22 protein-coding genes are annotated in these 23,868 nt (G+C 57.3%); 9 read left to right on the plus strand and 13 right to left on the minus strand.

Annotation, left to right across the window (positions count from 1 at the left end):
* Positions 1–34: 34 nt before the first annotated feature.
* The 6 genes from ymfI to JUE30_RS01165 form a co-directional block, all read right to left on the minus strand.
* Positions 35–760 carry an elongation factor P 5-aminopentanone reductase gene (gene ymfI, locus JUE30_RS01140; RefSeq protein WP_203623245.1) on the minus strand — a complete coding sequence of 242 codons (726 nt, stop codon included), beginning with the start codon at positions 758–760 and terminating at the stop codon, positions 35–37.
* Positions 757–2,061 (minus strand): EF-P 5-aminopentanol modification-associated protein YfmH, encoded by a 1,305-nt coding sequence (gene yfmH, locus JUE30_RS01145; RefSeq protein WP_203623246.1) that lies wholly within the window; start codon positions 2,059–2,061, stop codon positions 757–759. The genes ymfI and yfmH overlap by 4 nt, the downstream gene beginning before the upstream one ends.
* On the minus strand, positions 2,061–3,320 hold the full coding sequence (yfmF, locus tag JUE30_RS01150; protein ID WP_203623247.1) for an EF-P 5-aminopentanol modification-associated protein YfmF: 1,260 nt from the start codon (positions 3,318–3,320) through the stop codon (positions 2,061–2,063). Before yfmF ends, yfmH begins: the two co-directional genes overlap by 1 nt.
* Positions 3,321–3,329: 9 nt before the next feature.
* Positions 3,330–5,651 carry a DNA translocase FtsK gene (locus JUE30_RS01155; protein WP_203623248.1) on the minus strand — a complete coding sequence of 774 codons (2,322 nt, stop codon included), beginning with the start codon at positions 5,649–5,651 and terminating at the stop codon, positions 3,330–3,332.
* A 77-nt stretch (positions 5,652–5,728) separates the two neighbouring features.
* Positions 5,729–6,238 carry a tRNA (cytidine(34)-2'-O)-methyltransferase gene (locus JUE30_RS01160; protein WP_125755042.1) on the minus strand — a complete coding sequence of 170 codons (510 nt, stop codon included), beginning with the start codon at positions 6,236–6,238 and terminating at the stop codon, positions 5,729–5,731.
* A 220-nt stretch (positions 6,239–6,458) separates the two neighbouring features.
* On the minus strand, positions 6,459–7,289 hold the full coding sequence (locus tag JUE30_RS01165; RefSeq protein ID WP_203623249.1) for a methyltransferase domain-containing protein: 831 nt from the start codon (positions 7,287–7,289) through the stop codon (positions 6,459–6,461).
* 70 nt (positions 7,290–7,359) lie between these two features.
* Here JUE30_RS01165 and JUE30_RS01170 point away from each other — a divergent pair, with 70 nt between their 5' ends.
* The 6 genes from JUE30_RS01170 to JUE30_RS01195 all read left to right on the plus strand — a co-directional run bounded on the left by JUE30_RS01170 (position 7,360) and on the right by JUE30_RS01195 (position 12,730).
* On the plus strand, positions 7,360–8,307 hold the full coding sequence (locus JUE30_RS01170; protein WP_125755044.1) for a magnesium transporter CorA family protein: 948 nt from the start codon (positions 7,360–7,362) through the stop codon (positions 8,305–8,307).
* A gap of 179 nt (positions 8,308–8,486) precedes the next feature.
* Positions 8,487–9,464: a GMP reductase gene (locus JUE30_RS01175; RefSeq protein ID WP_203623250.1), complete on the plus strand. Its 978-nt coding sequence runs from the start codon at positions 8,487–8,489 to the stop codon at positions 9,462–9,464.
* 107 nt (positions 9,465–9,571) lie between these two features.
* Positions 9,572–10,606 (plus strand): lactonase family protein, encoded by a 1,035-nt coding sequence (locus JUE30_RS01180; protein ID WP_203623251.1) that lies wholly within the window; start codon positions 9,572–9,574, stop codon positions 10,604–10,606.
* Between the two features lie 136 nt (positions 10,607–10,742).
* Positions 10,743–11,564: an undecaprenyl-diphosphate phosphatase gene (locus JUE30_RS01185; protein ID WP_203623252.1), complete on the plus strand. Its 822-nt coding sequence runs from the start codon at positions 10,743–10,745 to the stop codon at positions 11,562–11,564.
* Between the two features lie 12 nt (positions 11,565–11,576).
* The gene (locus JUE30_RS01190; protein ID WP_203623267.1) at positions 11,577–12,215 is read left to right on the plus strand and encodes a copper homeostasis protein CutC; all 639 of its coding nucleotides are present in this window, start codon (positions 11,577–11,579) and stop codon (positions 12,213–12,215) included.
* Positions 12,216–12,262: 47 nt separating this feature from the next.
* Entirely contained in the window at positions 12,263–12,730 is a 468-nt protein-coding gene (locus tag JUE30_RS01195; protein WP_203623253.1) for a hypothetical protein, read from the plus strand.
* Between the two features lie 55 nt (positions 12,731–12,785).
* Here JUE30_RS01195 and JUE30_RS01200 read toward each other — a convergent pair whose 3' ends face one another.
* Genes JUE30_RS01200 through JUE30_RS01215 form a run of 4 tightly spaced genes read right to left on the minus strand, consistent with a single transcriptional unit; the run spans position 12,786 to position 16,061 of the window.
* The gene (locus JUE30_RS01200; protein WP_203623268.1) at positions 12,786–13,655 is read right to left on the minus strand and encodes a DegV family protein; all 870 of its coding nucleotides are present in this window, start codon (positions 13,653–13,655) and stop codon (positions 12,786–12,788) included.
* A 16-nt stretch (positions 13,656–13,671) separates the two neighbouring features.
* The gene (locus JUE30_RS01205) at positions 13,672–14,571 is read right to left on the minus strand and encodes an RluA family pseudouridine synthase (protein WP_203623254.1); all 900 of its coding nucleotides are present in this window, start codon (positions 14,569–14,571) and stop codon (positions 13,672–13,674) included.
* Complete coding sequence (locus JUE30_RS01210) at positions 14,561–15,370, minus strand: NAD kinase (protein ID WP_203623269.1); 810 nt, start codon at positions 15,368–15,370, stop codon at positions 14,561–14,563. The genes JUE30_RS01205 and JUE30_RS01210 overlap by 11 nt, the downstream gene beginning before the upstream one ends.
* Complete coding sequence (locus JUE30_RS01215; RefSeq protein ID WP_203623255.1) at positions 15,342–16,061, minus strand: GTP pyrophosphokinase family protein; 720 nt, start codon at positions 16,059–16,061, stop codon at positions 15,342–15,344. Before JUE30_RS01215 ends, JUE30_RS01210 begins: the two co-directional genes overlap by 29 nt.
* 103 nt (positions 16,062–16,164) lie before the next feature.
* Between JUE30_RS01215 and JUE30_RS01220 the strand changes: the two genes are divergently transcribed.
* Positions 16,165–16,758 carry a CYTH domain-containing protein gene (locus JUE30_RS01220; protein ID WP_203623256.1) on the plus strand — a complete coding sequence of 198 codons (594 nt, stop codon included), beginning with the start codon at positions 16,165–16,167 and terminating at the stop codon, positions 16,756–16,758.
* A gap of 115 nt (positions 16,759–16,873) precedes the next feature.
* Positions 16,874–17,485 (plus strand): DsbA family protein, encoded by a 612-nt coding sequence (locus JUE30_RS01225; protein ID WP_203623257.1) that lies wholly within the window; start codon positions 16,874–16,876, stop codon positions 17,483–17,485.
* A 68-nt stretch (positions 17,486–17,553) separates the two neighbouring features.
* On the opposite strand, the gene JUE30_RS01230 is transcribed toward JUE30_RS01225, so the two are convergent.
* Positions 17,554–18,618, minus strand: coding sequence for a competence protein CoiA (locus JUE30_RS01230; RefSeq protein ID WP_203623258.1), 1,065 nt, complete (start codon positions 18,616–18,618; stop codon positions 17,554–17,556).
* 132 nt (positions 18,619–18,750) lie between these two features.
* Between JUE30_RS01230 and JUE30_RS01235 the strand changes: the two genes are divergently transcribed.
* Positions 18,751–20,091, plus strand: coding sequence for a metallophosphoesterase (locus JUE30_RS01235; protein WP_203623270.1), 1,341 nt, complete (start codon positions 18,751–18,753; stop codon positions 20,089–20,091).
* 34 nt (positions 20,092–20,125) lie between these two features.
* On the opposite strand, the gene JUE30_RS01240 is transcribed toward JUE30_RS01235, so the two are convergent.
* The gene (locus tag JUE30_RS01240; RefSeq protein WP_203623259.1) at positions 20,126–21,919 is read right to left on the minus strand and encodes an ABC transporter ATP-binding protein; all 1,794 of its coding nucleotides are present in this window, start codon (positions 21,917–21,919) and stop codon (positions 20,126–20,128) included.
* Positions 21,894–23,636, minus strand: coding sequence for an ABC transporter ATP-binding protein (locus JUE30_RS01245; RefSeq protein ID WP_203623260.1), 1,743 nt, complete (start codon positions 23,634–23,636; stop codon positions 21,894–21,896). Before JUE30_RS01245 ends, JUE30_RS01240 begins: the two co-directional genes overlap by 26 nt.
* Positions 23,637–23,868: the final 232 nt, after the last annotated feature.

The raw sequence follows: 23,868 nt of genomic DNA on the forward strand, positions 1-23,868 counted from the left end.
AAACTGCTACATGAATTAAGAAATAGTTGCGTTGCTAACGCAGCCAACCGCCCGTCACATATAGTGTCTGGCCGGTGAGATAGGCCGCTTCTTGGCTGCATAAACTGGCCACATAGTAGCTGATATCTGCAGGCGCCGCAAACCGGCCCGCCGGAATCTCCGCTTGCACGGCGGCAAGCGCAGGCGCATCAAACATTTTGTTCATCTTGGTGGCAACGGCCCCAGGCGCCACCACGTTGACGGTGATGCCAAGGCTCGCGACCTCTTTGGCGTAAGCCCGCACGAAGGCGGACTGTGCCCCCTTCACTGTGCTGTATGCCACTTCCATGGCGGAGCCTGACCCACCGTAAACCGAGCCGATAAAAATGATCCGGCCATGACCTGAAACTGACAATTTAGCCTGGAGCTTAGTTAGCAAAACCATCGGCGTCAGTAAATGCACCTGCATCAAGGTGGTCAGTTCGGGCACAGCCGTCTCCTGAAACAGGTGATAGTAAGTCATCCCCGCCGCGAAAATCACGGCGTCGACACTGAACAGTTGATCCGTCAGCTGGTCAAGATGCATTTCATCGGTCAAATCGTACTGCACTTTCAGAAAATCTTGTTTGGGATAAGCCGCGGTCAGCTTGGCCACCAACGCGGCCACTGGGGCCTCGTGCTGATCGTAGTGGAGATACAGCGACCACCCCTGCGCCGCCAGCCGCTTGGCACAAGCGCCGCCGATGTCGCCACTGGCCCCGACAATTAAAGCAAAACTCATGCTTGCGCCTCCGGACGGACGTGGAAGACGGAAACGGCGTCCACATCGAAAAAGCTGGCGGCGACTTGTTTGACGTCTCTAAGCGTCAAGGACTTTAAGGTCTCGACCACTTCGAACGCGTTTGACTCGTTGAAGCTCTGAGACGACAGCTGGTTGGCCGTTTGCTCGAGGGAGTTCAGGGACATGTAATACTTGCCCAAGGCGGCCTGGAGGATTCGCTGAAAGCGTGCCTCAGTGAGGGCGGGCTGATCCGCACCGCGGGCGATCACTGAAGCGACCGCATCGGAGAATGCGGACGGATCGTCGGCATCCCCGGTGATCGTCGCGTAATTGAACGTCCGCCCGGCGATGTAATCCGCCGCGAAGGAGTCGTCCACCAGCCCGTCGTCGTACCACTTTTGATAAAGCGGCGAAGAGTCCCCAAAAATCATCTCCAGCAGCACCTCAATGGCCAGCTTATACTTGGTGCCCTCAAGATCCCCCGGCGCATCGATCTGGCCCTTGATGCCGACTGCACTTTTTGGCCGGATCACTGGCAAATCAGCCGCCCGGTATGGCAAAATCGTGCTGAGGTCGCCGTCGAAGCCGACGCCGCGCACGATTGGCGTGGCCGGTGCAAAGGTCTTGGCCGCCTGGTTCTCGGCAATGTGCGCGAGGACGTGCTCAGGGTCAAAGTTGCCCACCAGTGTCAGTGTCATGTTGCTTGGCTGATAAAAGGTGCGATAGGCCTGATATAGCCGCTCCGGGGTGATCTGAGCAATCGAGGCGATGGTCCCGGTCACGTCTCTGGCCACCGGATGATTCGGGTACAAGTTTCCCAAGATCCCGTAGTACAACAACCAGCCGGGATCATCTTGGTACATCTGGATTTCCTGGCCAATAATGCCGCGCTCTTTGGCCACCGTTTGGTCGGAGAAATATGGCGCCTGAACAAAATCCAGCAGCGTCGTCAGGTTCTCAGTCAGCTGAGTCGACGTCGAGAACAAGTATGCGGTGCTGGTCGCGCCGGTAAACGCGTTAGCTGAGGCGCCGGTTTGCCCGAACAAATCAAAGGCGTCGTGATCCTCCTTCTCAAACAGCTTGTGCTCAAGAAAATGGGCGATGCCTTCTGGGTCCTCGACCATTTCGGTGGCACCGGCTGGCTGGTAGCGCACATCAATGCCCCCGTAATCGACCGCAAACAGGGCGTAACTTTGATGATACGCTGGCCGCGGGACAAGCAGCACGCGCAGCCCATTGGCCAGCGTCTCCGTCACCAAGGTTTCTTGGACGGCCGGATACTCGGTTTGATTCAATGCCATTAGTTGGCCTCCTGTTCGTCCAAAAAGTACACGGCTTGCAACTTCATTGCCGCGGCCGCAGCCATCACTTCCTGTTTAGTGACAGCAGTGATCGCTGCGGCATAAGCCGCATAGCCAGGCTGGTGGGTGGGCACCAGCGCGTGAAGCAGTTCCTGACGAGCCAAAAACTGGGGGGAATCATAAGCAGCCTGGCGGGCATTAAGCAAGCCCTCTTTGATGTGTGCAAGCAGTTCAGCCGAAAACGCGCCGTCTGCCACTTTGGCCAACTGATCTGCAATCAGCTGCTGCACCTGGTCGCGGTTCACAGCATCGATCCCGGTTTGCACCATGCTGAACTGGCGAAATGGCTCAAACATCGAACTGGCATAATAAGCCAGACTCGCCTTTTCCCGCACATTGGTAAACAGCAGTGAAAGCGGCGAACCGCCGAACAATTCGTTTGCGACCACATTGGCGTAGAATTGGCGGCCGTAGAGGTCACTCGGCGTGGTGTAGGCTAAATTGAGCTTGGCCTGGTTAACGTGGGCCGAGACGGTTTCTTGCCGCACCGGCGCGTCAGGCTGGCGATAAATCAGCGCAAAGGCGGGCTCAGGCCGTGCGGCAAAGCCTAACTGCTTAGCAAGTGGGACCACCTGCTCTTCGGTCACATCACCGAGCACCACAATTTCAATTTGGTCGTGACTTAGCATATCCTGATATACCGCCATCAGCCGCGCCTGAGTGACGGCTGTCAGCTGCCTTAGGGTCCCAAAACTCGGCGTGGCCTGCGCATCGTTGCCCTGGAAGTACAAACGCTGCGTCGCCAAACTTGCCTGCAGCTGCCGATCCTCGTCCATGCTGCCCAAATAGGCCGCCAGGTTTTTTTGCTCCCGGTCAAAGACTTCGGGATCAAACTGATTGCCAACCAGTTTCGGCTTTAACAGCACCTCGTGAAGCAAGTCAAAGCCCTGCGCCAACAGCGGTACCTGCGCGAGCTTGTCGGCCATCAGGTTCAAGGTGGCAGTGACGCGGTGGACTGCGCCGGTTTTAGCCACACCGATTCCAAAGCTGGCCCCGAACATTGTTTCAAGCGCGGCGGATAAGTCGGACTGGGTCGGATACTTGGCGGAACTGGTTTCCAGTACAGAAGTCAGCAGCGTCCGTGCCGCAAAATCCTGCGCCTTGGCTGGCGCGATGAAATGAATCGCCACGCGGGTGGTTTTAAACTGATTGGTCGACAGGACGTTCAAAAAAACACCAGTAGCTAATTGAATTCGCATAAAAACTCCTTAACTCTCCCCTTTTGGCTGATCCGGTTGGATAAAGACCTTCCGCGGCTTGCTGCCTTCGCTCGGGCCAACGACCTGGTTGGCCTCAAGGTCGTCGATCAACCGCGCAGCCCGGTTGTAGCCGATGCGAAAGCGCCGCTGCAGCAGTGACGTTGACGCAGTGTGCTGCTGGATCACAAACGCCTTGGCCTCATCGTACAACTCGTCTTCCGAATCCCCGGCGGCGGCCGCTTCCGGCTCGTCGCTTGGCGTCATGTCCTCAACATACTCCGGTGCCACCTTATCGGTGATCGACTTGACCACCGCTTCAACGTCTTCTGAAGAAATGTAGGCGCCCTGAATCCGCAGCGGCTTGGCCGCATCAATTGGGGCAAACAACATGTCCCCGCGCCCAAGCAGCTTCTCGGCCCCGTTCATGTCCAAAATCGTCCGAGAATCGACGCCGGACGAAACCGCAAAGGCGATGCGCGACGGGAAGTTGGCCTTGATCAGGCCGGTGATCACGTCGACACTTGGCCGCTGCGTCGCGATGATCACATGGATCCCCGCCGCCCGGGCCATCTGGCCCAGCCGCACCAGTGCGGTTTCGACCTCAGTTCCTGCGACCATCATCAAGTCAGACAATTCGTCCACGATCACGACAATCAGCGGCAGCGGCGGCAAATCAGGATCGTCGGCGGTCTTCGCCTTTTGATTGTACTCGCCAATATTGCGCACCCCAGCGGCCGCGAAGCGCTCATACCGGTTCTCCATTTCCTTGACCACTTTATTCAAGGCCGACGGCGCCTTTTTGGCCTCGGTCACAACCGGCGTAAGCAGGTGCGGCACGCCGTCGTAAACGGACAGTTCCACCTTTTTCGGATCGATCAGCATCAAGCGGACCTGGTCCGGCTTGGTCGTCATTAGGATGCTCGTGATGATCACGTTGATCATCACCGATTTCCCTGAGCCGGTTGCCCCGGCGATCAGAAGATGCGGCATCTTGGTCAGGTCGAACGTCTTGACTCGCCCGTCCACGTCCTTGCCCAGGGGAATGACCAGCGGTTTTCCAGGATGCGCTGGCGTTTTCTCCAGCACTTCTCGGAATCCGACCGTGGCCACCTGTTGGTTGGGCACTTCAATGCCGATCAGCGACTTGCCAGGGATTGGGGCCTCGATGCGAATATCCTTCGCCGCGAGCGCCAGCGCCAGATCATCAGACAGGTTCGTGATTTTGGACACTTTCACCCCAGTCGCCGGCTGAATCTCGTACTGTGTGATGCTCGGCCCCAGCGTCGCCTGTTTGACCGTCACGTCAACGCCAAAAGAGCGCAAGGTCTCACTGAGTTTGACTGAGTTCTTCCGAATCTTGGCCGTCTCCGCCGATTGGTCGGTCGCCGGAATCGGCGTCAGCAGGCTCATCGGCGGCATCACGTAATCACCGCTGGCGCCAGTGCTGGTGTCGAGGGGCTGCTCTGCATCTGAAGCCGCCTGTTTATCCTCGGCCAAAAGCTCAGTCTGGGTGGCTTCTGAGTGCGGCACGTTGATTTTAATCTCTTCCTGCCGCTGTGCCACTGGCTTGGGGAGATCTTTACCGGCCGCAGGTTCAGTCTCCGCCACAGAAGGGGCCACAGTACTTCTGACCACAGGCTGATCGGCTGGCGTCTCCGCAGGCTTTGGGGCCCCGCGCTTTGCTGCGCGCTCCTGGTGGCTTTGGTCAAACTGGTTGCGCAACCCGGCAATCGCCTCGCCGAGCTTGGCGGCAAGCCAGTGACCGGCCGCAAATACCTGTGCTGGTTTGACGCCTGCCAGGGCCGCCACCCCGATCACGATGATCAGCCAGAATAAAATCATGGCCCCGATTTCGGCTAGCAGCGGCGCGAAGAGGTTCAACAGTCCCGCACCCAGCAGGCCCCCGCCGACGCGCGACGTCGTGGCTTGCAGGGCAAAGTCGCCCTGAAGCAGCCGCCAGGTCGCCAGGAAAAAGTGGGCGTGCACACTCTGTGCCGCCATCGCGCTGCCCGACAGCACCCCTAAGGCGCCCAGACCAATAAGGCCTCCGCCCCAGCCTAGGCGGGCGGTGGGCCGCAGCGCTTTGCCAGAGACAATCAGCCATGCCCCGTACACCGCGACTATCGCTGCGCCAAGCAGATAGGCATCCCCAATCACCAATCGGAAGCAGTTGGCAAGGAAGGTCCCAATGATGCCGAGTCTGAAGAAGGCCAACGCCGCCACAACAAATAACCCGCAGCCAACCCAGTTTAAGGTGTGGTCAACTTTGCGAGTGCGGGGTTTACGTTTGGTTGTTGGTTTTCGCTTGCTGGTTGTCCGCCGCTGCGCCATGAATTGCCTCCTTCGAATCTACGCTTCATTATACACGAGGCTTTCACGAATAGAAAAAACCATGTTAACGCCAAGCGCTACTTCAGCTTGTCATGGGGGTAGACGTGGCTGCGCTCCAGGCCTGCAAAGCTTTGCTGGCGCAGCGCCTCATAGATGACGAGTGCGGCACAGTTGGACAGGTTCAGGGCCCGCACTTTGTCGGTCATGGGGATCCGCACGGCCTTTTCCGGGTTGGCACGCATGAACGGTTCAGGCAGGCCGGTCGTCTCTTTGCCAAACATGAAGTAGTGATCCACACTGGTGTCACTGTAATCGACATCCGAATAGGTCTGCTCAGCGAACTTGGAGACGAGGTACAAATACTGGGGGTCCTTTACGGTCGCCATGAACGCCTCAAGCGAGTCATGGTAAACAATCTTGACTGATGCCCAGTAGTCGAGGCCGGCGCGTTTGAGGTGCTTGTCGTCCACGGCAAAGCCCAGCGGCTTGATCAGGTCCAGCACGCTGTCGGTCGCGGCCGCCGTGCGCGCTATGTTGCCGGTGTTGGCTGGGATCAGCGGTTGATAAAGCACAATGTGATTCGTCATGTCACTTACCTCCACAAAAAAACGCACCACCTCGGTGACTGCACGGCGAGACGGTACGTTAGTTAAGTTTTTCATCGCTAACTTTTATCAATTTCCCAAAAGCAAGCCCTGATAAAAGCCAGAAATAAAAATGCTTAAGAGTAATTTAACACCGATGCCCCACCGGTGCAAGCCCTCTCCAAATATTTAGCGCTTTCAAGATACTTCCCTTAGCGTTTTCTCATCTGAGTTTTGCCTCAAGCAACAGGACGTCGACATGGATGCTGGCCGGCGGAGCCGCCGCCATCGCCGTCCGCTTAGCCGGGTCGGCCTGCCAGGTCAGAGGCGTCATCTTCATGACGTCTTCAAATTGGCTGGGCGAGACCGGGAAATCATAGGTCAACGGCGTTTGGGTCGCGCCTGGATACGCCGCCAGGAACCGGTCGAGGACGGCCTGGTTGCTGTACGCCGCCTTGGCGGTGCCGGCGTACAGCCCCTGCCGGAGCTCGCGCAAGTAACCCGCGGCTGGAATGACCTTGAACAGCCGGCCCTCAGGCCGCAGCACGCGATCGAATTCCTGATACGCGCCTGGCGAGAACAAGTCGACCACCGCCGAAAAGCTGCCCGGCAGAAACGGCAGGCGAGCCAGATCCGCCACGCAAAACACCGCGCTGGTCGAAAGGCGGCCGGCCAGCGCAATGGCTGGCGCGGAGATGTCAAAGCCCACCGCCTGCGCACCGCTTTCAGCCAGCCTGGCCGTCGGGGTGCCTTCTCCGCAGCCGACGTCAAGCACCGTGTCTCCGGCGCCCAACTGGCTTTGAATCGCGGCCACAAATGGCGCGAAGAACCCGGCCTGAAGCACGCGCCGCCGCGCCTCAAGCATCGGCGTGTCGTACTCCGTTGCGCTGGGCTTGGCCAGAAAATTCACGGTCCCTTTTTTAGCCAAATCATAACGGTGCCCATTTGCGCACAGCAGACTGGTCTGACTGACCGTCAGTGCTTCACCACACACTGGACAGGCAAACACACCCAGTTTTGCCATCGCCTGCGCTTTTTCCTCGATTTTTCGCATCACGCATCCCTTTCCCGCGAACTCTCACAGCTTTATAGTACACTTAAGAAAAAGGTCTGCGGAGGTCATCATGCTTTCAGTCTACAAATTTGATGATACAAAAGGTGGCTTGAAGCCACAAGCCAAAATCGAACCAGGGGTCTGGATCAACGTCACCGACCCCAGCCAGGACGAGCTGACCACGCTGGAAAAGAAAACGCGGGTCCCTGAGGACTTCCTGCTTTACGGCTTAGACCCTGACGAGGGCGCACGTTACGAATACGACGAGGACGTCGATGTGCACCTGCTGATTTTTGACATGCCCGTGGCCACCTTGGACCCGAAAAAGCGCGTCACCTATAAAACTGTTCCGCTCGCGATCATCCTGACGCCCTCCGCCCTGATCACGATCGACACGCAGCACCAGCCGCTCTTAGCCTTGTTCGCCGAAAACAAAGTGACCGGCTTTGACCCGCGGCGCAAAACTCAGGCCGCACTGCTGATGATGTACCGGGCCACGGCCGCGTATCTCACCTACCTGCGCGATATCAACAAGGCCCGCGAAAGCCTTGAGGCCAAGCTGCAATCCAGCCTGCGCAACGAAGAACTTTACGGGCTCATGGGCATTCAGCGCGGCTTGGTCTATTTCATGATGAGTCTGCGGACCGACCGCAACGTGCTGCAGCAATTGGAACGCACCAATCCCTTGCGATTGGACGACGACGGCGCCGACCTGCTGGACGACATCCTCATTGAAAACCAGCAGGGCATCGAAATGGCTCAGATCTCCAATTCAATTATCAGCGAGACCACGGACACTTATTCCAATATCATCAACAACAACATGAACGGGGTCATGAAATTTCTGACGTCCTACTCGATCATCCTGACCATCCCCACGCTGGTCTTCTCCTTTTATGGGATGAATATGGATCTGCCTTGGGCCGGCATGCATATCTCATGGATCATCACAATCATCATCTCCCTGATCATCTCGGTGCTCATCGGCTTGCAGTTCTGGAAGAACCGATATTTTTGACAGCTGACCCTCGCCGCGGCGAGGGTATTCTTTTGCTCCTCAGCTGAATTGTTCGATACGTTACGAACAATAAAATGTTATTGACAGAAATAATTTGACATTTCCGAACACTTACCGTATATTAGCGCGTGGTGTGGCAAAGGTCACACGAGTTCTCGAGGCGTGAAAGGACGATAAGCATGGAAATTTTTGATTACGAAGACATTCAGCTGATCCCAAACAAATGCGTGGTGCGGTCCCGCAAGGAAGTGGACACTAGCGTTGAATTTGGCGGCCACACATTCAAACTACCAGTGGTGCCGGCCAACATGCAGACCATCATCGATGCGCCACTGGCGAAGTGGCTGGCTGCCAATGGGTACTTCTACGTCATGCACCGCTTCAACCCGGAAACGCGGGCGCAATTTGTCGCTGACATGCACGACGCCGGCCTCTTCGCGTCGATTTCCGTCGGTGTGAAAGACGAGGAGTTTTCCTTCATCAAAGAACTCGCCGGCGCGCAACTGGTACCTGAGTACATCACCATTGACATCGCCCATGGCCACGCTGACATTGTGATGGACATGATCCGCCACATTAAAAAATATCTGCCGGACAGCTTCGTCATTGCCGGCAACGTCGGCACCCCACAAGGCGTCCGCGATTTGGAAAACGCCGGTGCAGACGCCACTAAAGTCGGTATCGGCCCGGGTAAGGTCTGCATCACCAAGCTCAAAACCGGCTTTGGGACCGGCGGCTGGCAACTGGCGGCCCTGCGGTGGTGCGCCAAAGCTGCGCGCAAGCCGATCATCACTGACGGTGGGATCCGCAACAACGGTGACATCGCCAAAAGCATTCGCTTCGGTGCCACCATGTGCATGATCGGCTCCCTGTTTGCCGGCCACAAGGAGACCCCAGGCAAGCACATCGTCAAGGACGGCAAGGAGTACCAGGAGTATTACGGCTCGGCTTCAGAGTATCAAAAAGGGGCTCACCACAACGTTGAAGGCAAGAAGATCCTCCTGCCGGTCAAAGGCTCGATCAAGGACACTTTGATTGAAATGCAAGAAGACCTGCAGTCGGCTGTTTCTTACGCCGGCGGCCGAGACATCGGCGCCTTAAAGGCGGTTGATTACGTCATCGTCAAAAATTCCATTTTCAACGGCGACCAATATTAATCAGCTCACCCAGCAGCCTGCCGGATTCGGCGGGCTGTTGCTGGCTGCATAGCTGTATCCGTTTTCTGGTATAATGACCGAGTACGCATTTACGAGGAGGCAATACATTGAAAGAAACAGTTTTACTTGGTGGTTACACCAAACACGAAGGCCAAGGCGTTTACCGGGCGACCTTCGATTCCGAAACCGGCCGGTTAAGTGAGGCCGAACCTTACATCACCGGTATCGGCTCGCCCACCTACCTGGCCGTCTCCAAAGCCAACGCCGCCTACCTGGTCGACGCCGCGGACGGCAAAGGCGGGCTGGCCGCCTTTGATCTCAATCAAACGCCGCCGCAGCTGCTCAACACCGTCTTAGAGCCCGGGACTAGCCCGGCGCATGTGTCAATTGATGAAAAACGTCAGCTGGTCTTTGCGGCGAACTATCATGAAGGCCGCGTCAACGTTTATAAGATCAACGCCGACCGCACCTTGACCCCGACTGATGTTGCCCGCCACCACGGCCACGGTCCGCTGCCCGAGCAGGACGCCAGCCACGTGCACTTTGCGGCTTTGACGCCGGACGGGCGGCTGGCCGTGATCGACCTGGGCACTGACGAGGTCTACACCTACCCGGTCGACGACGCCGGCAAGCTCGGCACCCCAGCCATTTTGAAGCTGGCCCCGGGCTTTGGCCCTCGCCACCTGGTCTTCCATCATGACAAGCCAATCGCCTATCTGCTGGGCGAACTGTCCAGCCAAATCAGCGTCCTGCAATACGATCCAGCCACTGGCGGGTTCACGCAAGGGCAAACTCAAAAGACCATCCCGGCCGACTGGACCAAGCACAACGGCGCTGCCGCGATCCGCATCAGCTCAGACTCCCGTTTTATCTATGCGACTAACCGCGGGTACAACAGCGTTGTCGTTTACTCAGTCTCTGAGGACGGCCTCGAGCTCACCGAAGTGCAGCAAATTTCGACGGAAGGTGATTTCCCGCGCGATGCGAACCTCGACTTGACCGAAAACTACCTGCTGGCGGTCAACCAGAACACCAGCAACGCCACCCTGTACTCACGTGACAGCGGCTCTGGCAAACTGACGGCAGTCCAAAAGGACATCGTCGCCCCGGAATCGGTCAATGTCGTGTTTCTCAAAGCTTAAGCGCCTGCAGCGTGCCTAGATGGTGCGCTGTTTTTATGCTGGCAATTCAGATTTTACCGAAATTTTGCCTTTTGCGCCTAGTCATCCTTGCCGAGTCCGGTATACTTGACCCATTGGCAACTTTGAGGAGGAAATTATGTTAGATATAGTCAAAGCCGTGATCATTGGCATTGTCGAAGGGCTGACCGAGTTCTTGCCGATCAGTTCCACCGGCCACATCGATCTGGTCGATCAACTGGTCAAAATCAATCAGAGTCCGGCCTTCATGGCGATGTTCGAGTACGTGATCCAGTTCGGTGCGATTCTGGCGGTCGTACTGCTCTACTTCAACAAGCTGAACCCGTGGGCCCCAAGCAAGTCCAAACCCGAGCGCCAGGCCACCTGGACCCTGTGGTTCAAGGTGATCGTCGCGGTCCTGCCATCCGTGATCATTGGCCTGCCGCTGAACGACTTCATGGACGCCCATTTGCACAAGCCAATCGTGGTGGCATCGATGTTGATCCTATACGGGATCTTGTTCATTGTCATTGAGAATTATTTCAAAGACCGCTCGCCCAAAATCACGACCCTGGCAGACATCAGCTTCCAAACCGCGCTGTTCATCGGCCTCTTCCAGGCGTTGTCCATTGTCCCTGGCACCAGTCGCTCCGGCGCGACCATTCTCGGCGCCATCATCTTGGGTACCAGTCGCTACGTCGCCACCGAGTTTTCCTTTTTCCTGGCGATTCCGACCATGGTGGGTGTGTCGATTTTAAAAATCGGCTCGTACCTCATGAAAGGCAACGTCTTCACCGGCGCGCAGTGGGCGATCCTGCTGACGGGCATGGTGGTGTCGTTCCTAGTCGCGATCGTGGCCATCAAGTGGCTGCTTAAGTTTGTTCAGACTCATGACTTCAAGCCGTTTGGCTGGTACCGCATCGCGCTCGGGCTCGTCGTTTTGTTAGTCTTATTCATCTAGGAGGTTCTCATGCTGTTAAAAGAAGCGTGTGTTGAAAACTTCACCGATATTCCGGCCGCCTTGCGCGCCGGTGCCAATCGCATCGAGCTGAACGACAATCTCACCGCCGGCGGCACCACGGTGTCCCGCGGGGTCATGGCGGCGGCCATCTCGTACGTGCACGAGCACGATGCGCGGATTGTCTGCATGATTCGGCCGCGCGGTGGCAATTTCGTTTACACCGACACCGAGCTGAAAATCATGGAAACCGACTTGTTCGCCGCGCAAGAACTCGGCGCGGACGGTGTGGCCTTCGGTGCGTTGACCAAGGCCAATTGGCTGGACGAAGACGCCATGGAAAACTTGATCGGCGCCGCTGGTGGCATGGAAGTGGTCATGCACATGGCGTTCGACGAAATTCCGAAAGCGCGCCAGCAGGAAGCCATTGACTGGCTCTCTGATCATGACGTCACCCGCATCCTGACGCACGGGGGGCCTTTGAGCGTGCCAATCACCCAAACCGTCCCCCACCTGCAGCAGCTGGTCAAAATGGCGGCTGGCAAGCTCGAAATCTTGCCTGGCGGCGGGGTCACGGCAGCCAATGTGGACGAACTGACCGCCGCCATCGGCGTCAAGCAAGCTCACGGCACTAAGGTCGTCACGTTCAAGTAAGTGATCAAGCCTCGAGGCAATCCTCGAGGCTTTTTAGGAGGCAACAGATGAATCCTGAGTTCACGACGATTGCGCTGCGCGTCGGCGGCCTGTCGCGCAAAGCCTTGACCGCGGCACTGACGGCCGCCCACATTGAGCGTGATGACGCGGCACGCACCCTGCTTCAAACCATGCCGGTTTACCCAGGGGAGCGGCCCTACCCGATTCGCCTCGGTTTGATGCGCATGCGCGACCTGGGATTGGGGCAAGGTGCGACCCTGCCGCGCCTGACGCAGGCCGCCCAGCACTACGGGTTGGGACTAGTGCCACTGGCTGCCGCGGTCTACTTGCGCTTACAGTGGCGCACACAAGCCCCCGGCCAGGTCTTTGTGGCCAGCCCCGCGCTCAGCAACTTGGGCCCCCGCGGGTTTGTGCTGGTGAACACCGACTCGCGCTTGCAGCTGCACGGCTTCTATACTGGCGATAACGAGCTGGTTGACCCTGACACCACATTTGCCTTTGAATTAAGCGTCTAAACACAAAACCGGCCGCCTGGCGAGTTCACTGTCAGGCGGTCGGTTTTGTTTGACCTTATTGCCGCTTCTCTGCGCCCATGACAAACGCCGCCACGCAGCCAAACCCGGTGTGACTGGCGATGGTCAGGCCAATGTCCCCCACGGTGACATTAGCTGTTGGCGCCTTAGCCAAGATGTAATCACGCACCTGATTGGCCGCGTCGTAATCGCCAGACGTGGCGATCAGGATCGGTTGCGCGGGATCGCTTGGCAGTGCAGCCAGCATTTTGTCGCCTAAAGTGGCCAAAGAGCGCTTACGGGCGCGGACCTTGCCGTCAACGCGCAACCGCCCCAGGGTGTCCACGTCCATAATTGGCTTGATGTTGAGCAGTGTCCCCAGCGCTGCAGACGTCCGCGACACCCGACCACCATGGTAAAGGTAATCCAGTGAATCAACCGTGAACCATTCCTGCAGGCGCAGCCGATTCGCTTCAAACCATGCCACCAGCTCCGCCAGACTTTTTCCTTCTTTTTGAAGCCTGATTGCCTCAAGCACCATACGGCCCTCGCCCTGCGAAGCCGCAAGCGTGTCCACCAGCTCGATTTGCGCGTCCGGATACTTCTCCAGCACCATGGCCTTGGCCTCAGTGGCCGCCTCAAAAGAGCTGCTCAGTCCGCTGGAAAAGGCGATGTACGCGACCGGCGTGCCGGCCTTGGCGTAGGGGGTGAAGAAATCAACATACTCGCCGACGTTAATGGCGGAAGTAGAAGGCATGACCCCATTTTTGATCTTCTCAAAAAAATCTTTCAGCTCGTATGAGCCGCCCATGTCATCTGTCAGGTCCTGGCCTTCCACGTTGAAGTGAAAGGAAACAAAATCAACATTCGCGTCCTTTAAGGTTTGGCGCGGCAGGTCACAGGCCGAATCGGTCAACAGTTGATACATCATTTCCACATCCTCATTAATTTAGGGCTAGGCCCAACTCATTCTCCAAAGATAACATATCGTTCGGCAGCGGCGCCGTCAACTCAAGTGGCTTTTTTAAAATCGGGTGCCAAAAGTGCAGGTGTGCGCAGTGCAGCGCCTGCCGGTTCAGGCCGGCTGCCGGGCCGCCGTACAGCGTATCGCCAAACAGCGGGTGGCCGATGGCAGCGAAGTGAACCCGAATCTGATGCGTGCGCCCAGTGTGCAGCTGTACCCGGACCAAGCTGGCCCGGCCGTTTTGTACCAGCGTTTCAAATTCTGTCACCGAGCGCTTGCCTGCAGGCGTCACGGCCCGCTTCATGTAAAACTCTTGGCCCTGGCCGATTCGCAGCACCAGCCAGCCGTGCTGTGGTAATTTACCGGCACCAGCGACCAAGGCAAGATATTCTTTCTGCAGGTCATCGGTATGCAGCTGGGCGTCCAGCAGGCTGTGAATTAACCCGCTTTTGGCAAACAACATGAGCCCGCTGGTGTCGCGGTCAAGCCGCGTCACCACGTGAATGGCCGCACTTTCAGCGTGGGTCTTGAGCAGGTACGCTTTGACGCGATTGGCCATGGTGTCCGGACTCTTGCCGACATCCGGAATCGAGGGCACACCGGCGGGCTTGTCGACCACCAGCAGGTACTCATCTTCGTAAACAATCGCCAGCGGTGCAGCATACGGCACCACGGCATCGGCGGCCACTTCCGGCGCGGTTTGCAGGAAGACAACATCGCCCGGGCGCAAAGAAAAAGCGGTGTTGCGTTGTCGTTTGTTCACAAACACAAAACCGCCATGGAACTTCAACTGCTTTAGCTGCGCGAGCGAGAACCCCTGGCGGCGCAAAAAGGTCTGAAGGGACACGCGCGGTCCCTGATAGGTCCATTTAAAGCGCATCCGGCTTTTTCTCCCCGATGAACGCATCCTCGACCCGGTCCCAGAAGTGCATGTGCCGATAGCTGGCAAAGCGGATCTTCTCTGTGGCCACCTTGAACCGAATGGCGGTGATCATCGCCGGCTTAGCAGTGAATTGATCAATTGACATCACGTAATCCTGAAATGGCTCAGGCCGCAGTGAGACCCACTCGTCAGGCGCCAAGATCATTGGCGCCGCCAGCGTGCGAAAGACCCGGTTATTGATCGATGCAATTTCCGTCATTTGAAGCGCCGCCAGCCGCGGGTGGATCACCGCACCACCATTGGACTTGGAATAAGCCGTCGAGCCGGTGGGCGTCGCCACACACAGCCCATCCCCGCGAAAACTCTCAAAGAAGTTTTCCTTCACGTAAACGTCCGTGCGCATGGTGCCGCTGGTCCCCTTCAGTGTGGCCTCATTTAGCGCCAGAAAATGCGCAGTGGTCCCGTCCTCGTAGTCGACCAGCACGTCCAGCAACGGGTAGCTGGTGCTTTCCCCTGAGTCCCGCTTCAAGGCGGCGATGAGGTCGTCGGTTTCATAGTCGCGCCAGTCCGTGTAAAAGCCCAGGTGGCCAGTGTGGACCCCGATGAACCGCACCTGGTCCAACACATCGGCGTACCGGTGGAACGCCGAAAGCAGCGTCCCGTCCCCGCCAATCGTGATCACGACTTCAGGATGCGGCACGTCGACTTCAAAATTGTCCTGCTTAAGCCCGCGGATCAGCTTTTGCCGGGCCGCTTGAGAACTCGCGTTACTGTTTGCTTGGATCGCGATGCGCATCGTCATTCATCCCTTGCTTACTATCGCCCTGGCCTGGGTGATCAAGATCATCCAAGCGCCGCGGCATATTTTGCCCTTTACCGTAAGAAAACAGACGCTGGGCTTCCTGAATTTCCTCACGGATCTCGGACATTTCGTTATCAAGCAGCGCCGAGGCCTTGGCCGCCCGCTTCAAACGTTCCTTCAAGGCGTCCGGAAACTCGCCTTGGTACTTGTAGTTCAGCGAGTGTTCGATCGTGGCCCAGAAGTTCATGGCCATCGTGCGGATCTGAATCTCAGCAAGCAACTTCTTTTCGCCTTCCACCATTTGGACCGGATACTCAATGACCACGTGGTAACTGCGATACCCGGACGGCTTGACGTTGGTCACGTAGTCGCGCTCCTCAACCACTTTCATGTCCGTGCGCTGGTGGATCAGGTCGACCACTTCGTAAATGTCTTCGACGAACTGGCACTGGATCCTAAGCCCTGCAATGTCCTGCATGTCCTGTTCCAGCAGCGTATCGGAAATGTACCGGCGCGACTGCTTTTCAATGATCGAGTCGACCGGCTTGACCCGGCCGGTGACGATCTCGATTGGTGAATGGCGGCTTTCTTGCAGGAATTGGCTGCGCATTCCGCGAAATTTGATTTTGAGTTCCTTCACTGCCTGTTCGTATGGCATCAAAAACGTTTCCCAGTCGCGCTGCATGCTCAAGCCTCCACATCTGATTCTGCTTCATTTTACCATAAAAGCAGTGCGGGCCACCCACCGGCCGGAAGAGTAGCTGTATACTATTAGCGAGGTGAATTGTATGAGTATCCAATCCGAGCAAGAGTTCAAAACCCTGATCACGGCTGATGAGGCCGCTGCCATGCAGGCCGCACTGACTTTTGCCCCAGCATTCGGCCAGGCCAACACGTACTACGACACGGCTGACTATCGCCTGCAAAAGGCATCACTGGGACTGCGCATCCGGCTGTTCAACACCCGGGCAGAGGAAACCCTGAAGCTGCCCAAGGGGCCTGACCGCCTGCTGGAAGAAATGACAGACCCGCTGACGGTGAGCGAAGCGCGCCAGCTGATTCGCGCCAACAGCATCGCGACCCACGGCCAGATTCGCGAATACCTGGCCAGCCAGCAGATCGAGCCGGCCAGCCTGCAACAATTTGCAGCGGCGACCACCTGGCGACACCTGCTCGACACCCCGGCAGGCAAATTGACGCTGGACGAGACCCACTACCCAAACGGCAAGCGCGATTGGGAACTCGAGTTGGAATACCACGACGAGCCAGCCGCCAAGGCGTACTGGTCGCAGCTTGTAAGCGAGTTTAATATCCGCGTTCAGCCGGTTCAAAACAAGGTGCAGCGCGCCTATGCAAATGTGAATATTTCACAAGCTGATTAATTGTCTTTAATAAGATTTCTGGTAAGGTAAGGATAAACAACAGGCCCACTTAACTGTCCAAAAGGTTGTCAAAACCTTAACCGCTTGCTTATTAGCCTATACTGGAGGAAATGCATTGCTAGAACTTTTCTTGTTCATCAATCCCATTGGCACCCGCTGCCGCGAAGCGGAGCTGGTCGTTCAGCGGCTCGCCCAGGAACTGAAACAAAAAGTCAGCCTGCGCTTTGTCCCGCTGGTCAATTTCACCGTCATCGACCAGTACATGGCCGAGGCGCACCTGGACCCGCACAACCTGCCACTGCGCAATCAGCTCTTCGACACCGCCTACCAGTTGGCGGTCGACTACAAAGCGGCGCAGTTTCAGGGTAATGAGAAAGCCCGCAAGTTGCTGATCATGGAGCAGAGTCACATGACGATTCCGGTTGCGCCGTACGACAAAGAAACAGCCTATGAGTGCCTTACAGCTGTTGGTTTTGACCTGGCGGCGTTTGCCGAAGACCGCCGCCGCGAGGAAATGCACCACTGCCTGGCCTCAGATCAGGCCATCGCCGTGGAAATGGGCATCACCAAGCTGCCCGCCGTCGTCATCATGAACAGTGCCAGTCCCAATCCAGGACTGCGCCTAGGCAACTTAAAATCTTACGAACGCTTCAAATCATTGGTGCAAACCATTATCACGCAGCCGGATCTACAGCCCTCCAAGGACTTGCTCCACGTCTTGCAGTAATAACCAAACGGCCAGGCTGCAGCCTGGCCGTTTTTGTGTCTTCACCGCTGCACGGGATACGTATCGCACTAACCCTGCCTCGCCTGACCGAGGGCTTGCAACTTCTCGTCGATGGTCTGATACCACTGAGGGACCCGAAGCCACTGCCAGCCGGCCGCGGTTTCCTGAAGCAACCCGGCCTGGGTCAGCACCTCAAGCCACTGGCGCCTGATTGCGCTTTGCAACTGTCCTTCAGGCAGTTGCGGCGCCCGCACACTCGAATACTGCCTCCAAAAAGCGGCCTCGGCGGCTTTTTTAATCGGCTGAGCCTGAAAAGTCAGCAGCCAAGCCGCCCGCATGGCCCACTCCGGCGCATCGAGTCCGGGCAGATGCCGCAGCTGCATGTGGATCAGCCAGGGCGCGCCGGCTAGATTGCGCCCCTGTGCGCTCGCCTGCTCTTGCAGCTTCATCACAGCAGGCGCGCGGTGCACCAAGGCCAGCTGAAGCGCCTTGGCCCGACTGGCGAGTGACTCAATGTATTCCCGGCGCCGCGTCTGAGGCGGCAGCCCTTGACGGTACTGGGTTTCAACAATGGCCGGGCCGGTCAGTTGCAGGCGCGTCAGCACCTTAGCCTGAGGATCCAGCTGCCAAAGATGAAAACCCAGGGCCTTTGAACACTGCAAAAAGCGGGCCTGTTTGGCCCCTGGCCAACGGGTGATGTAGGCTGGGCAGGCGATCCAGATAACTTCAAGTCCCAGCGATTGATAGCCTACCGTCCGCACTTGCAGACGTTCAGGGCTGATCCCGCTGCACTGGAATTCGAGGATCCGGGGGCGACCGTGGTGCTGCCACACCACATCGGCGCGCTGCTGAATTGGCGGGTAGTAGGTTTCCAGCGCAACCGCGTCGCCCAGTTGCTCGCCAAATTTGGCCAGCCACCATTTGCCGGCCAAGTGAGTTTCACTTTCCGGCTCACTTGACGCGCTGCAGGCGTTGTCCTTATGGGCAAAATGCGCGATCAGTTGCGCCCCGTTTTTGATCCGCAGCTCACCCTTGCAGGCCGGACAGCGAAATGATTGACCAAAAAGCCGCCGCGCCTGGTCGTGGCTTCTCAGTGTCACCAGCTCGTCGGCCTGATTCAATGCGACTAACATGGCCTCACCTCCAGTCAAAGATTACGCGGCAAGCCGCAATTGACCGCGTGCACACCCCAAAAACACATCCACGCGGCACGACTAGTTGCGGTACAATCGAATCATCGAATACAACTGGGGTGAAGCGACATGATGAAATGGCTGGTCAAAATTGGTGGGGCGCTGCTGGCACTGGTGCTTTTGGCATGGGGGCTGACTGCGGCGGTTCCTCAGCGCACGCAAGCGGCCAAGACACTGACCAACAGCCGCACCCCCACTTTCTGGGTGCTGTCTGACGACCATTTCATTGCCCCGGCGCTGCACGACAACCGAACCGCTTTTCGGGAGATCCAGCAAAGCGCCGCCGGCAAGGACCTGAAGTATCAGCCCGTCGCCATCCGCGCGTTGGTGCATGAGGCGCTGACCGCAACGCCTCGGCCGACCGCGGTCATTCTTACGGGTGATGTCACGCTGAACGGCGCCAAGGCCAGCGCCGAAAGCCTGGCCAAGCGCTTGTCCCCGCTCCAAAAGGCCGGTATTCACGTGCTGGTCATCCCCGGCAATCACGACATCTATGACGGCTGGGCCCGCAAATATCAGGGCAAGCAGCAGCTGAAGGTGGAACAGATCAGCCCCACCGACTGGCGGAATATTTTCAGCGATGGCTATCGCAATGAAACCAGCGAAGACGCAGACTCGCTCAGCTATACCGTGAACTTAAATCGCGATTACCAGCTGATCATGCTTGATTCCAACATTTACACCATCCAGCCGAGCAACCGCAACCCAAACACCGGTGGCGAGCTAAAACCGGCCACCATGAGCTGGCTGCGCAGCCGGCTGGCCGCTGGCCAAAAAGCTGGCCGCACCAGCCTGGTGTTCATGCACCACAACCTTTACTCACACAACGCGATGGTCAATCACGGTTACGTGCTGAACAACGCCCCCGCCCTGCGGAAGCTGCTGACGACGTATCACGTCCCGGTCGTTTTCTCCGGCCACATCCACGCGCAAGACATCAAAAGCGGCAGTCAGCCCGGCGAACCGGTCGAAATCGTTAATGGCGCGTTTTCTATTTCCCCTGGGGGCTACGGGGTGGTTCAGCTCACCCCCACCAAGCTGACTTATGATCGCAAGGCAGTGAACGTGCTGCCAGTCCTGAGTGCGAAGCAGCGGCAAAACCCGGACCTAAGGCATTACCAATCCTATCTGAAGCGATTATTCTTGCAAAATGGCGAGGCGCTCGCGCTGAACAGTCTGTACGGGAAAAAACTGAGTCCCCAAGAGCAAGCCGCCGGCGTCAAATTTCTCGGCCAGCTCAACTGGCGGTTTTTTACCGGCCAGGATAGCCTCTCAAACGCCCAAGCGGCTAGGCTACGCGAACAACCTGGCTACCAGGTCGATAACCAATTACCGAGCCTCCACCGCTACATGCAATCGATCATGCAGGATAAGGACCGCAACGACCTGCATCAAGTCATTCCCACCAAGTAAAAGACCAGCCGACGCTTGAGCGCCGACTGGTTTTTTACTGCTGGTCAAACTGACTGTTATAAAGCGCGGCATAGGCGCCGTTTTGCTTGAGCAGGCTTTCGTGGGTCCCGTGTTCAACCACCCGGCCGGCATCGATGACCAAAATCTGGTCCGCGTGGCGAATGGTCGACAGGCGATGCGCGATGACAAAGCTGGTCTTGCCTTTCATCAAGCTGGTCATGGCACGCTGAACGTCCGCCTCGGTGTTGGAGTCGATCGAGGCTGTGGCCTCATCCAGCACTAGCACTGGCGCCTCCGCAATAAAAGCGCGGGCGATGCTGAGCAGCTGCCGCTGGCCTTGCGAGATATTGTGCGCGTTTTCTGACAGCACCGTGTCATAGCCGTCTTTCAACTGGCGGATAAACCCGTCAGCATGGGCGTGCTGGGCCGCCAGCACCACGTCATCGTCGCTGGCAGACGCTCGCCCCAGCCGGATATTCTCGCGGATCGACAGTTGGAACATGTAAGGCTCCTGTTGCACTACGGTAATCAAGTGCCGCAAGTCGGCTCGCCGAATTGTCGTCACGTCGCGGCCGTCCAGCAGCACCCGGCCGGATTGCAGTGGGTAAAGATTGGTCAGCAAATTCATGATGGTGGTCTTGCCCGCGCCGGTTGCCCCTACCAGCGCGATGGTCTGGCCAGGTTCAGCAACAAGGTTAATGTCGTGCAAAATCTGGCGGCCCGGTTCATAGGCAAAATCAACGTGCTCAAACTCAACGTGCCCGGTGGTGGTTTTAACTGAGACCGCCTCTGGGACATCTTCCTCAGGCTGCTCATCGATCACCTCAAAGACACGCTCAGCCGAAGCTAGCGACAGCTGCAGCGTGTTGATCAAATTCAGCACATTGTTGATTGGTCCGGTGAAATTACGCAGGTAAATCAGAAAGGTGAAGATGATCCCAACGGTGATGGTACTGCTGCCGGTGAGCATCGAAATTGCCCCTGCCGCAGTGATCGCCAGGTACGCCAGGTTGTTGGTCCCGTTGTTTACCGGCCCGATGAAGCTGGACACAGACTGCGCGATAAAGGCGGCATGCGTGTATCGCGCGTTGGTCTGATTAAACGTCGCCATTGTGTCTGCCTCATGGTCAAACAGCTGAACCACCTGCTTACCCGACACCGATTCTTCAATTTGCGTGTTTAACGCACCCAGCGCCTCCTGCTGCGTCGTGAAGGCCTTTTGGGTGACCTTAGCCGCGGCGCGGGTGAACAGGTACGTCAGCCCCGAAGCGGCCAGCGCAATCAGCGTCAGCAGCGGCGACAGCACCAGCATTGCCGCCCCCATGCCAACAACGGAAACAATCCCCGTAAACAGTTGAACGAAGGTCTGCATCATGGCGGTGTTGATGTTGTCCACATCGTTAGTCAGCCGCGACATCACATCCCCGTTATCATGCGTGTCAAAGTAGCGCATCGGCAGGCGCTGCAGATTGCTGAAAATGTCGCGCCGAATGTCCGCTGACGCCTTCTGGGCCACTTTCACCGTCACCGAATTCTGAAAATAGGTGAACACCGCTGAAAGCAGGTACATCACACCGAGCACCAAGCAAATGACATAAAGTAAATGCAGCTTGCTGGCCTTGAGAAACTGATCGACGACAATGCCGTTGACCCGGTTGCCAATAATGGTGGCTGCAGTGGTGAAAATGGTCAGCCCAAAAACAATCAACAGCTTCCCGCGTGCAAAGCCAATGTAGCCTAGAATCCGCCGGGCCGTCTTCTTCCAGTCCGTGACTTGCGCCTTTTCCTGGTGCAGGTTGTGCCTAGGCCCGTGATTCATCACTTGCATCAAAACGTCCTCCTCCCAGCTGAGTTTCAACCAATTGCGCGTAAAACGGCGAACTAGCCAACAGCTCCTGGTGGGTGCCCCGGGCCGCTAGTCGGCCTTCCTGCATGACCAGGATCTGGTCGCACTGCAGCAGGTTGGCCACGCGCTGCGAAATGATCAGCGTGGTGCGGCCGCGCCGATGCTGAACCAGGCGCTGCTGAATGCGGGCATTAGTGGTTTGATCGACGGCACTGGTCGCATCGTCGAACACCAGAATATCGGGGTCTGGCACGGCCGCGCGCGCGATGTTCAGCCGCTGCCGCTGGCCTCCGGAGAAGTTCTTCCCGCCCTGCTCAACCGGCGCATCATACCGCTTGGGCAGCGGATCGATGAACTCATCCGCGTCCGCCAGGTGCGCACCGGCGGCCAGCTCGGCATCGGTGGCCGCCTTGTCGCCAAAGGTCAGGTTGTGCCGCACCGTCCCGGAAAACAGCATGGCGTCTTGGGTGGCCACGGTCACCTTGTGATGCACCGCCGCCAAGTCGAGCTGCTGGGTGTCCACGCCGCCGATCTTAATGGTGCCGGTATAATCATCAAACCCGCGGGTCAGTAAATTGATCAAAGTTGACTTGCCAGAACCAGTGGTGCCGATAATGCCGAGCCACTGCCCGCTTGGCACGGCGAAACTGATGCCATCCAGAATGGGCTTGCTTTGATCGTAGCCGAACGAGACGTGATCAAACGTCACACTCGAATCCTGCGGCGCACCAGCAGCAGAACCAACCTGCATCTCACCGGCCTGCTCGCTGAGGACCGCCTGAACGCGCGTCGCCGACGTGATTGCCCGCGAAAACGCGGTGATAATATTCACCGTCATGACCATCGCGTTAGTGATCTGAATCATGTAATTGATGAAGGCAATGATTTGTCCGTCAAGAATCACGCCGCCAACGTCCAAGGTGCCCCCGTAGGCCAGCGCAATCACGACCCCCAAGTTAAGCAGAAACTGGATTACCGGAGCCAGCGGCACAGTGGCCATGGACGCGCGCACGGAACTGTTCAACAGCGCCGTGTTGGTCTGCGTGAACTGATCTTGCTGGTGTTTTTCTAACACGAAGGCTTTGATGGTTTTAGCGCCTTGAAGGTTTTCGCGCATCACGCGGTTCATGTTGTCCGTTTTGTTTTGCATGTCCGTGTAAAACGGCAGGCTGCGCCGCATCACCAGGAGTGTGTACACCAGCAGAACTGGCAGGATCACGAACAAGATCGGGGCGAGGCGGGGTGACACAAGCGTCGACATGACCACGCCGCCAAGCATCAGCATCGGTGCCCGCACCATCCCCCGGGTCATCATCATCACCAAATTCTGCATCTGGGTCACGTCGTTGGTGATGCGGGTGATCAAAGTTGCTGGCGGCAGACCGCCCGCCGCGCGAGAATTTAAGGCAATGGTCAGCATTTTCGTGCGCAGGCTTTGCCCCATGTGCAGTGAGGCATAATTGCCCAAGACGCCGGACCCGCCCCCAGCGCAGATGCCGATCAACGCGAACATGAGCATCAGGGCCGCCGTTTTGAGCACGAACTGCATATCCCCCTTGGCCAGTCCTGAGTCCACAATGTCCGCCATCATCGTCGGCTGCTGCAAGTCGCAGAAGACCTCAATCAGCATGACCAGCGGGGCGAGAAAAAATGTCAGGCGCACCTTGCCATGCATATTTTGCATCAGGATTTTAAACACCTTGCCATCTCCACGAAAAAAGCGCCACTGAACCCAGGCCTAGTAAGGACTAAGGATCCGTGGCGCTGCTTGAAATGTTCATAAGGTCAGTTTACTGGTAAGCACCCAATAACCGACCGCCTGGCAAACTAAGAAAGGGCGTAATCCGCATTCTCGGATTACGCCCCTTCGTTGTTCAAGCAATCTCTTGTTTTGATGGCTTCAGATACTGATTCCAAGGTAAATAAGACTC

The sequence above is a fragment of the Lacticaseibacillus sp. 866-1 genome (assembly GCF_016861825.1).
Lineage (GTDB): Bacteria > Bacillota > Bacilli > Lactobacillales > Lactobacillaceae > Lacticaseibacillus.

Coding starts and splice junctions, on each gene's coding strand:
- ymfI (WP_203623245.1), bottom strand. CDS start 760: ATGAGTTTTGCTTTAATTGTCGGGGCCAGTGGCGACATCGGCGGCGCT.
- yfmH (WP_203623246.1), bottom strand. CDS start 2,061: ATGGCATTGAATCAAACCGAGTATCCGGCCGTCCAAGAAACCTTGGTG.
- yfmF (WP_203623247.1), bottom strand. CDS start 3,320: ATGCGAATTCAATTAGCTACTGGTGTTTTTTTGAACGTCCTGTCGACC.
- JUE30_RS01155 (WP_203623248.1), bottom strand. CDS start 5,651: ATGGCGCAGCGGCGGACAACCAGCAAGCGAAAACCAACAACCAAACGT.
- JUE30_RS01160 (WP_125755042.1), bottom strand. CDS start 6,238: ATGACGAATCACATTGTGCTTTATCAACCGCTGATCCCAGCCAACACC.
- JUE30_RS01165 (WP_203623249.1), bottom strand. CDS start 7,289: ATGCGAAAAATCGAGGAAAAAGCGCAGGCGATGGCAAAACTGGGTGTG.
- JUE30_RS01170 (WP_125755044.1), top strand. CDS start 7,360: ATGCTTTCAGTCTACAAATTTGATGATACAAAAGGTGGCTTGAAGCCA.
- JUE30_RS01175 (WP_203623250.1), top strand. CDS start 8,487: ATGGAAATTTTTGATTACGAAGACATTCAGCTGATCCCAAACAAATGC.
- JUE30_RS01185 (WP_203623252.1), top strand. CDS start 10,743: ATGTTAGATATAGTCAAAGCCGTGATCATTGGCATTGTCGAAGGGCTG.
- JUE30_RS01195 (WP_203623253.1), top strand. CDS start 12,263: ATGAATCCTGAGTTCACGACGATTGCGCTGCGCGTCGGCGGCCTGTCG.
- JUE30_RS01200 (WP_203623268.1), bottom strand. CDS start 13,655: ATGTATCAACTGTTGACCGATTCGGCCTGTGACCTGCCGCGCCAAACC.
- JUE30_RS01205 (WP_203623254.1), bottom strand. CDS start 14,571: ATGCGCTTTAAATGGACCTATCAGGGACCGCGCGTGTCCCTTCAGACC.
- JUE30_RS01210 (WP_203623269.1), bottom strand. CDS start 15,370: ATGCGCATCGCGATCCAAGCAAACAGTAACGCGAGTTCTCAAGCGGCC.
- JUE30_RS01215 (WP_203623255.1), bottom strand. CDS start 16,061: ATGCAGCGCGACTGGGAAACGTTTTTGATGCCATACGAACAGGCAGTG.
- JUE30_RS01220 (WP_203623256.1), top strand. CDS start 16,165: ATGAGTATCCAATCCGAGCAAGAGTTCAAAACCCTGATCACGGCTGAT.
- JUE30_RS01230 (WP_203623258.1), bottom strand. CDS start 18,618: ATGTTAGTCGCATTGAATCAGGCCGACGAGCTGGTGACACTGAGAAGC.
- JUE30_RS01235 (WP_203623270.1), top strand. CDS start 18,751: ATGAAATGGCTGGTCAAAATTGGTGGGGCGCTGCTGGCACTGGTGCTT.
- JUE30_RS01240 (WP_203623259.1), bottom strand. CDS start 21,919: ATGCAAGTGATGAATCACGGGCCTAGGCACAACCTGCACCAGGAAAAG.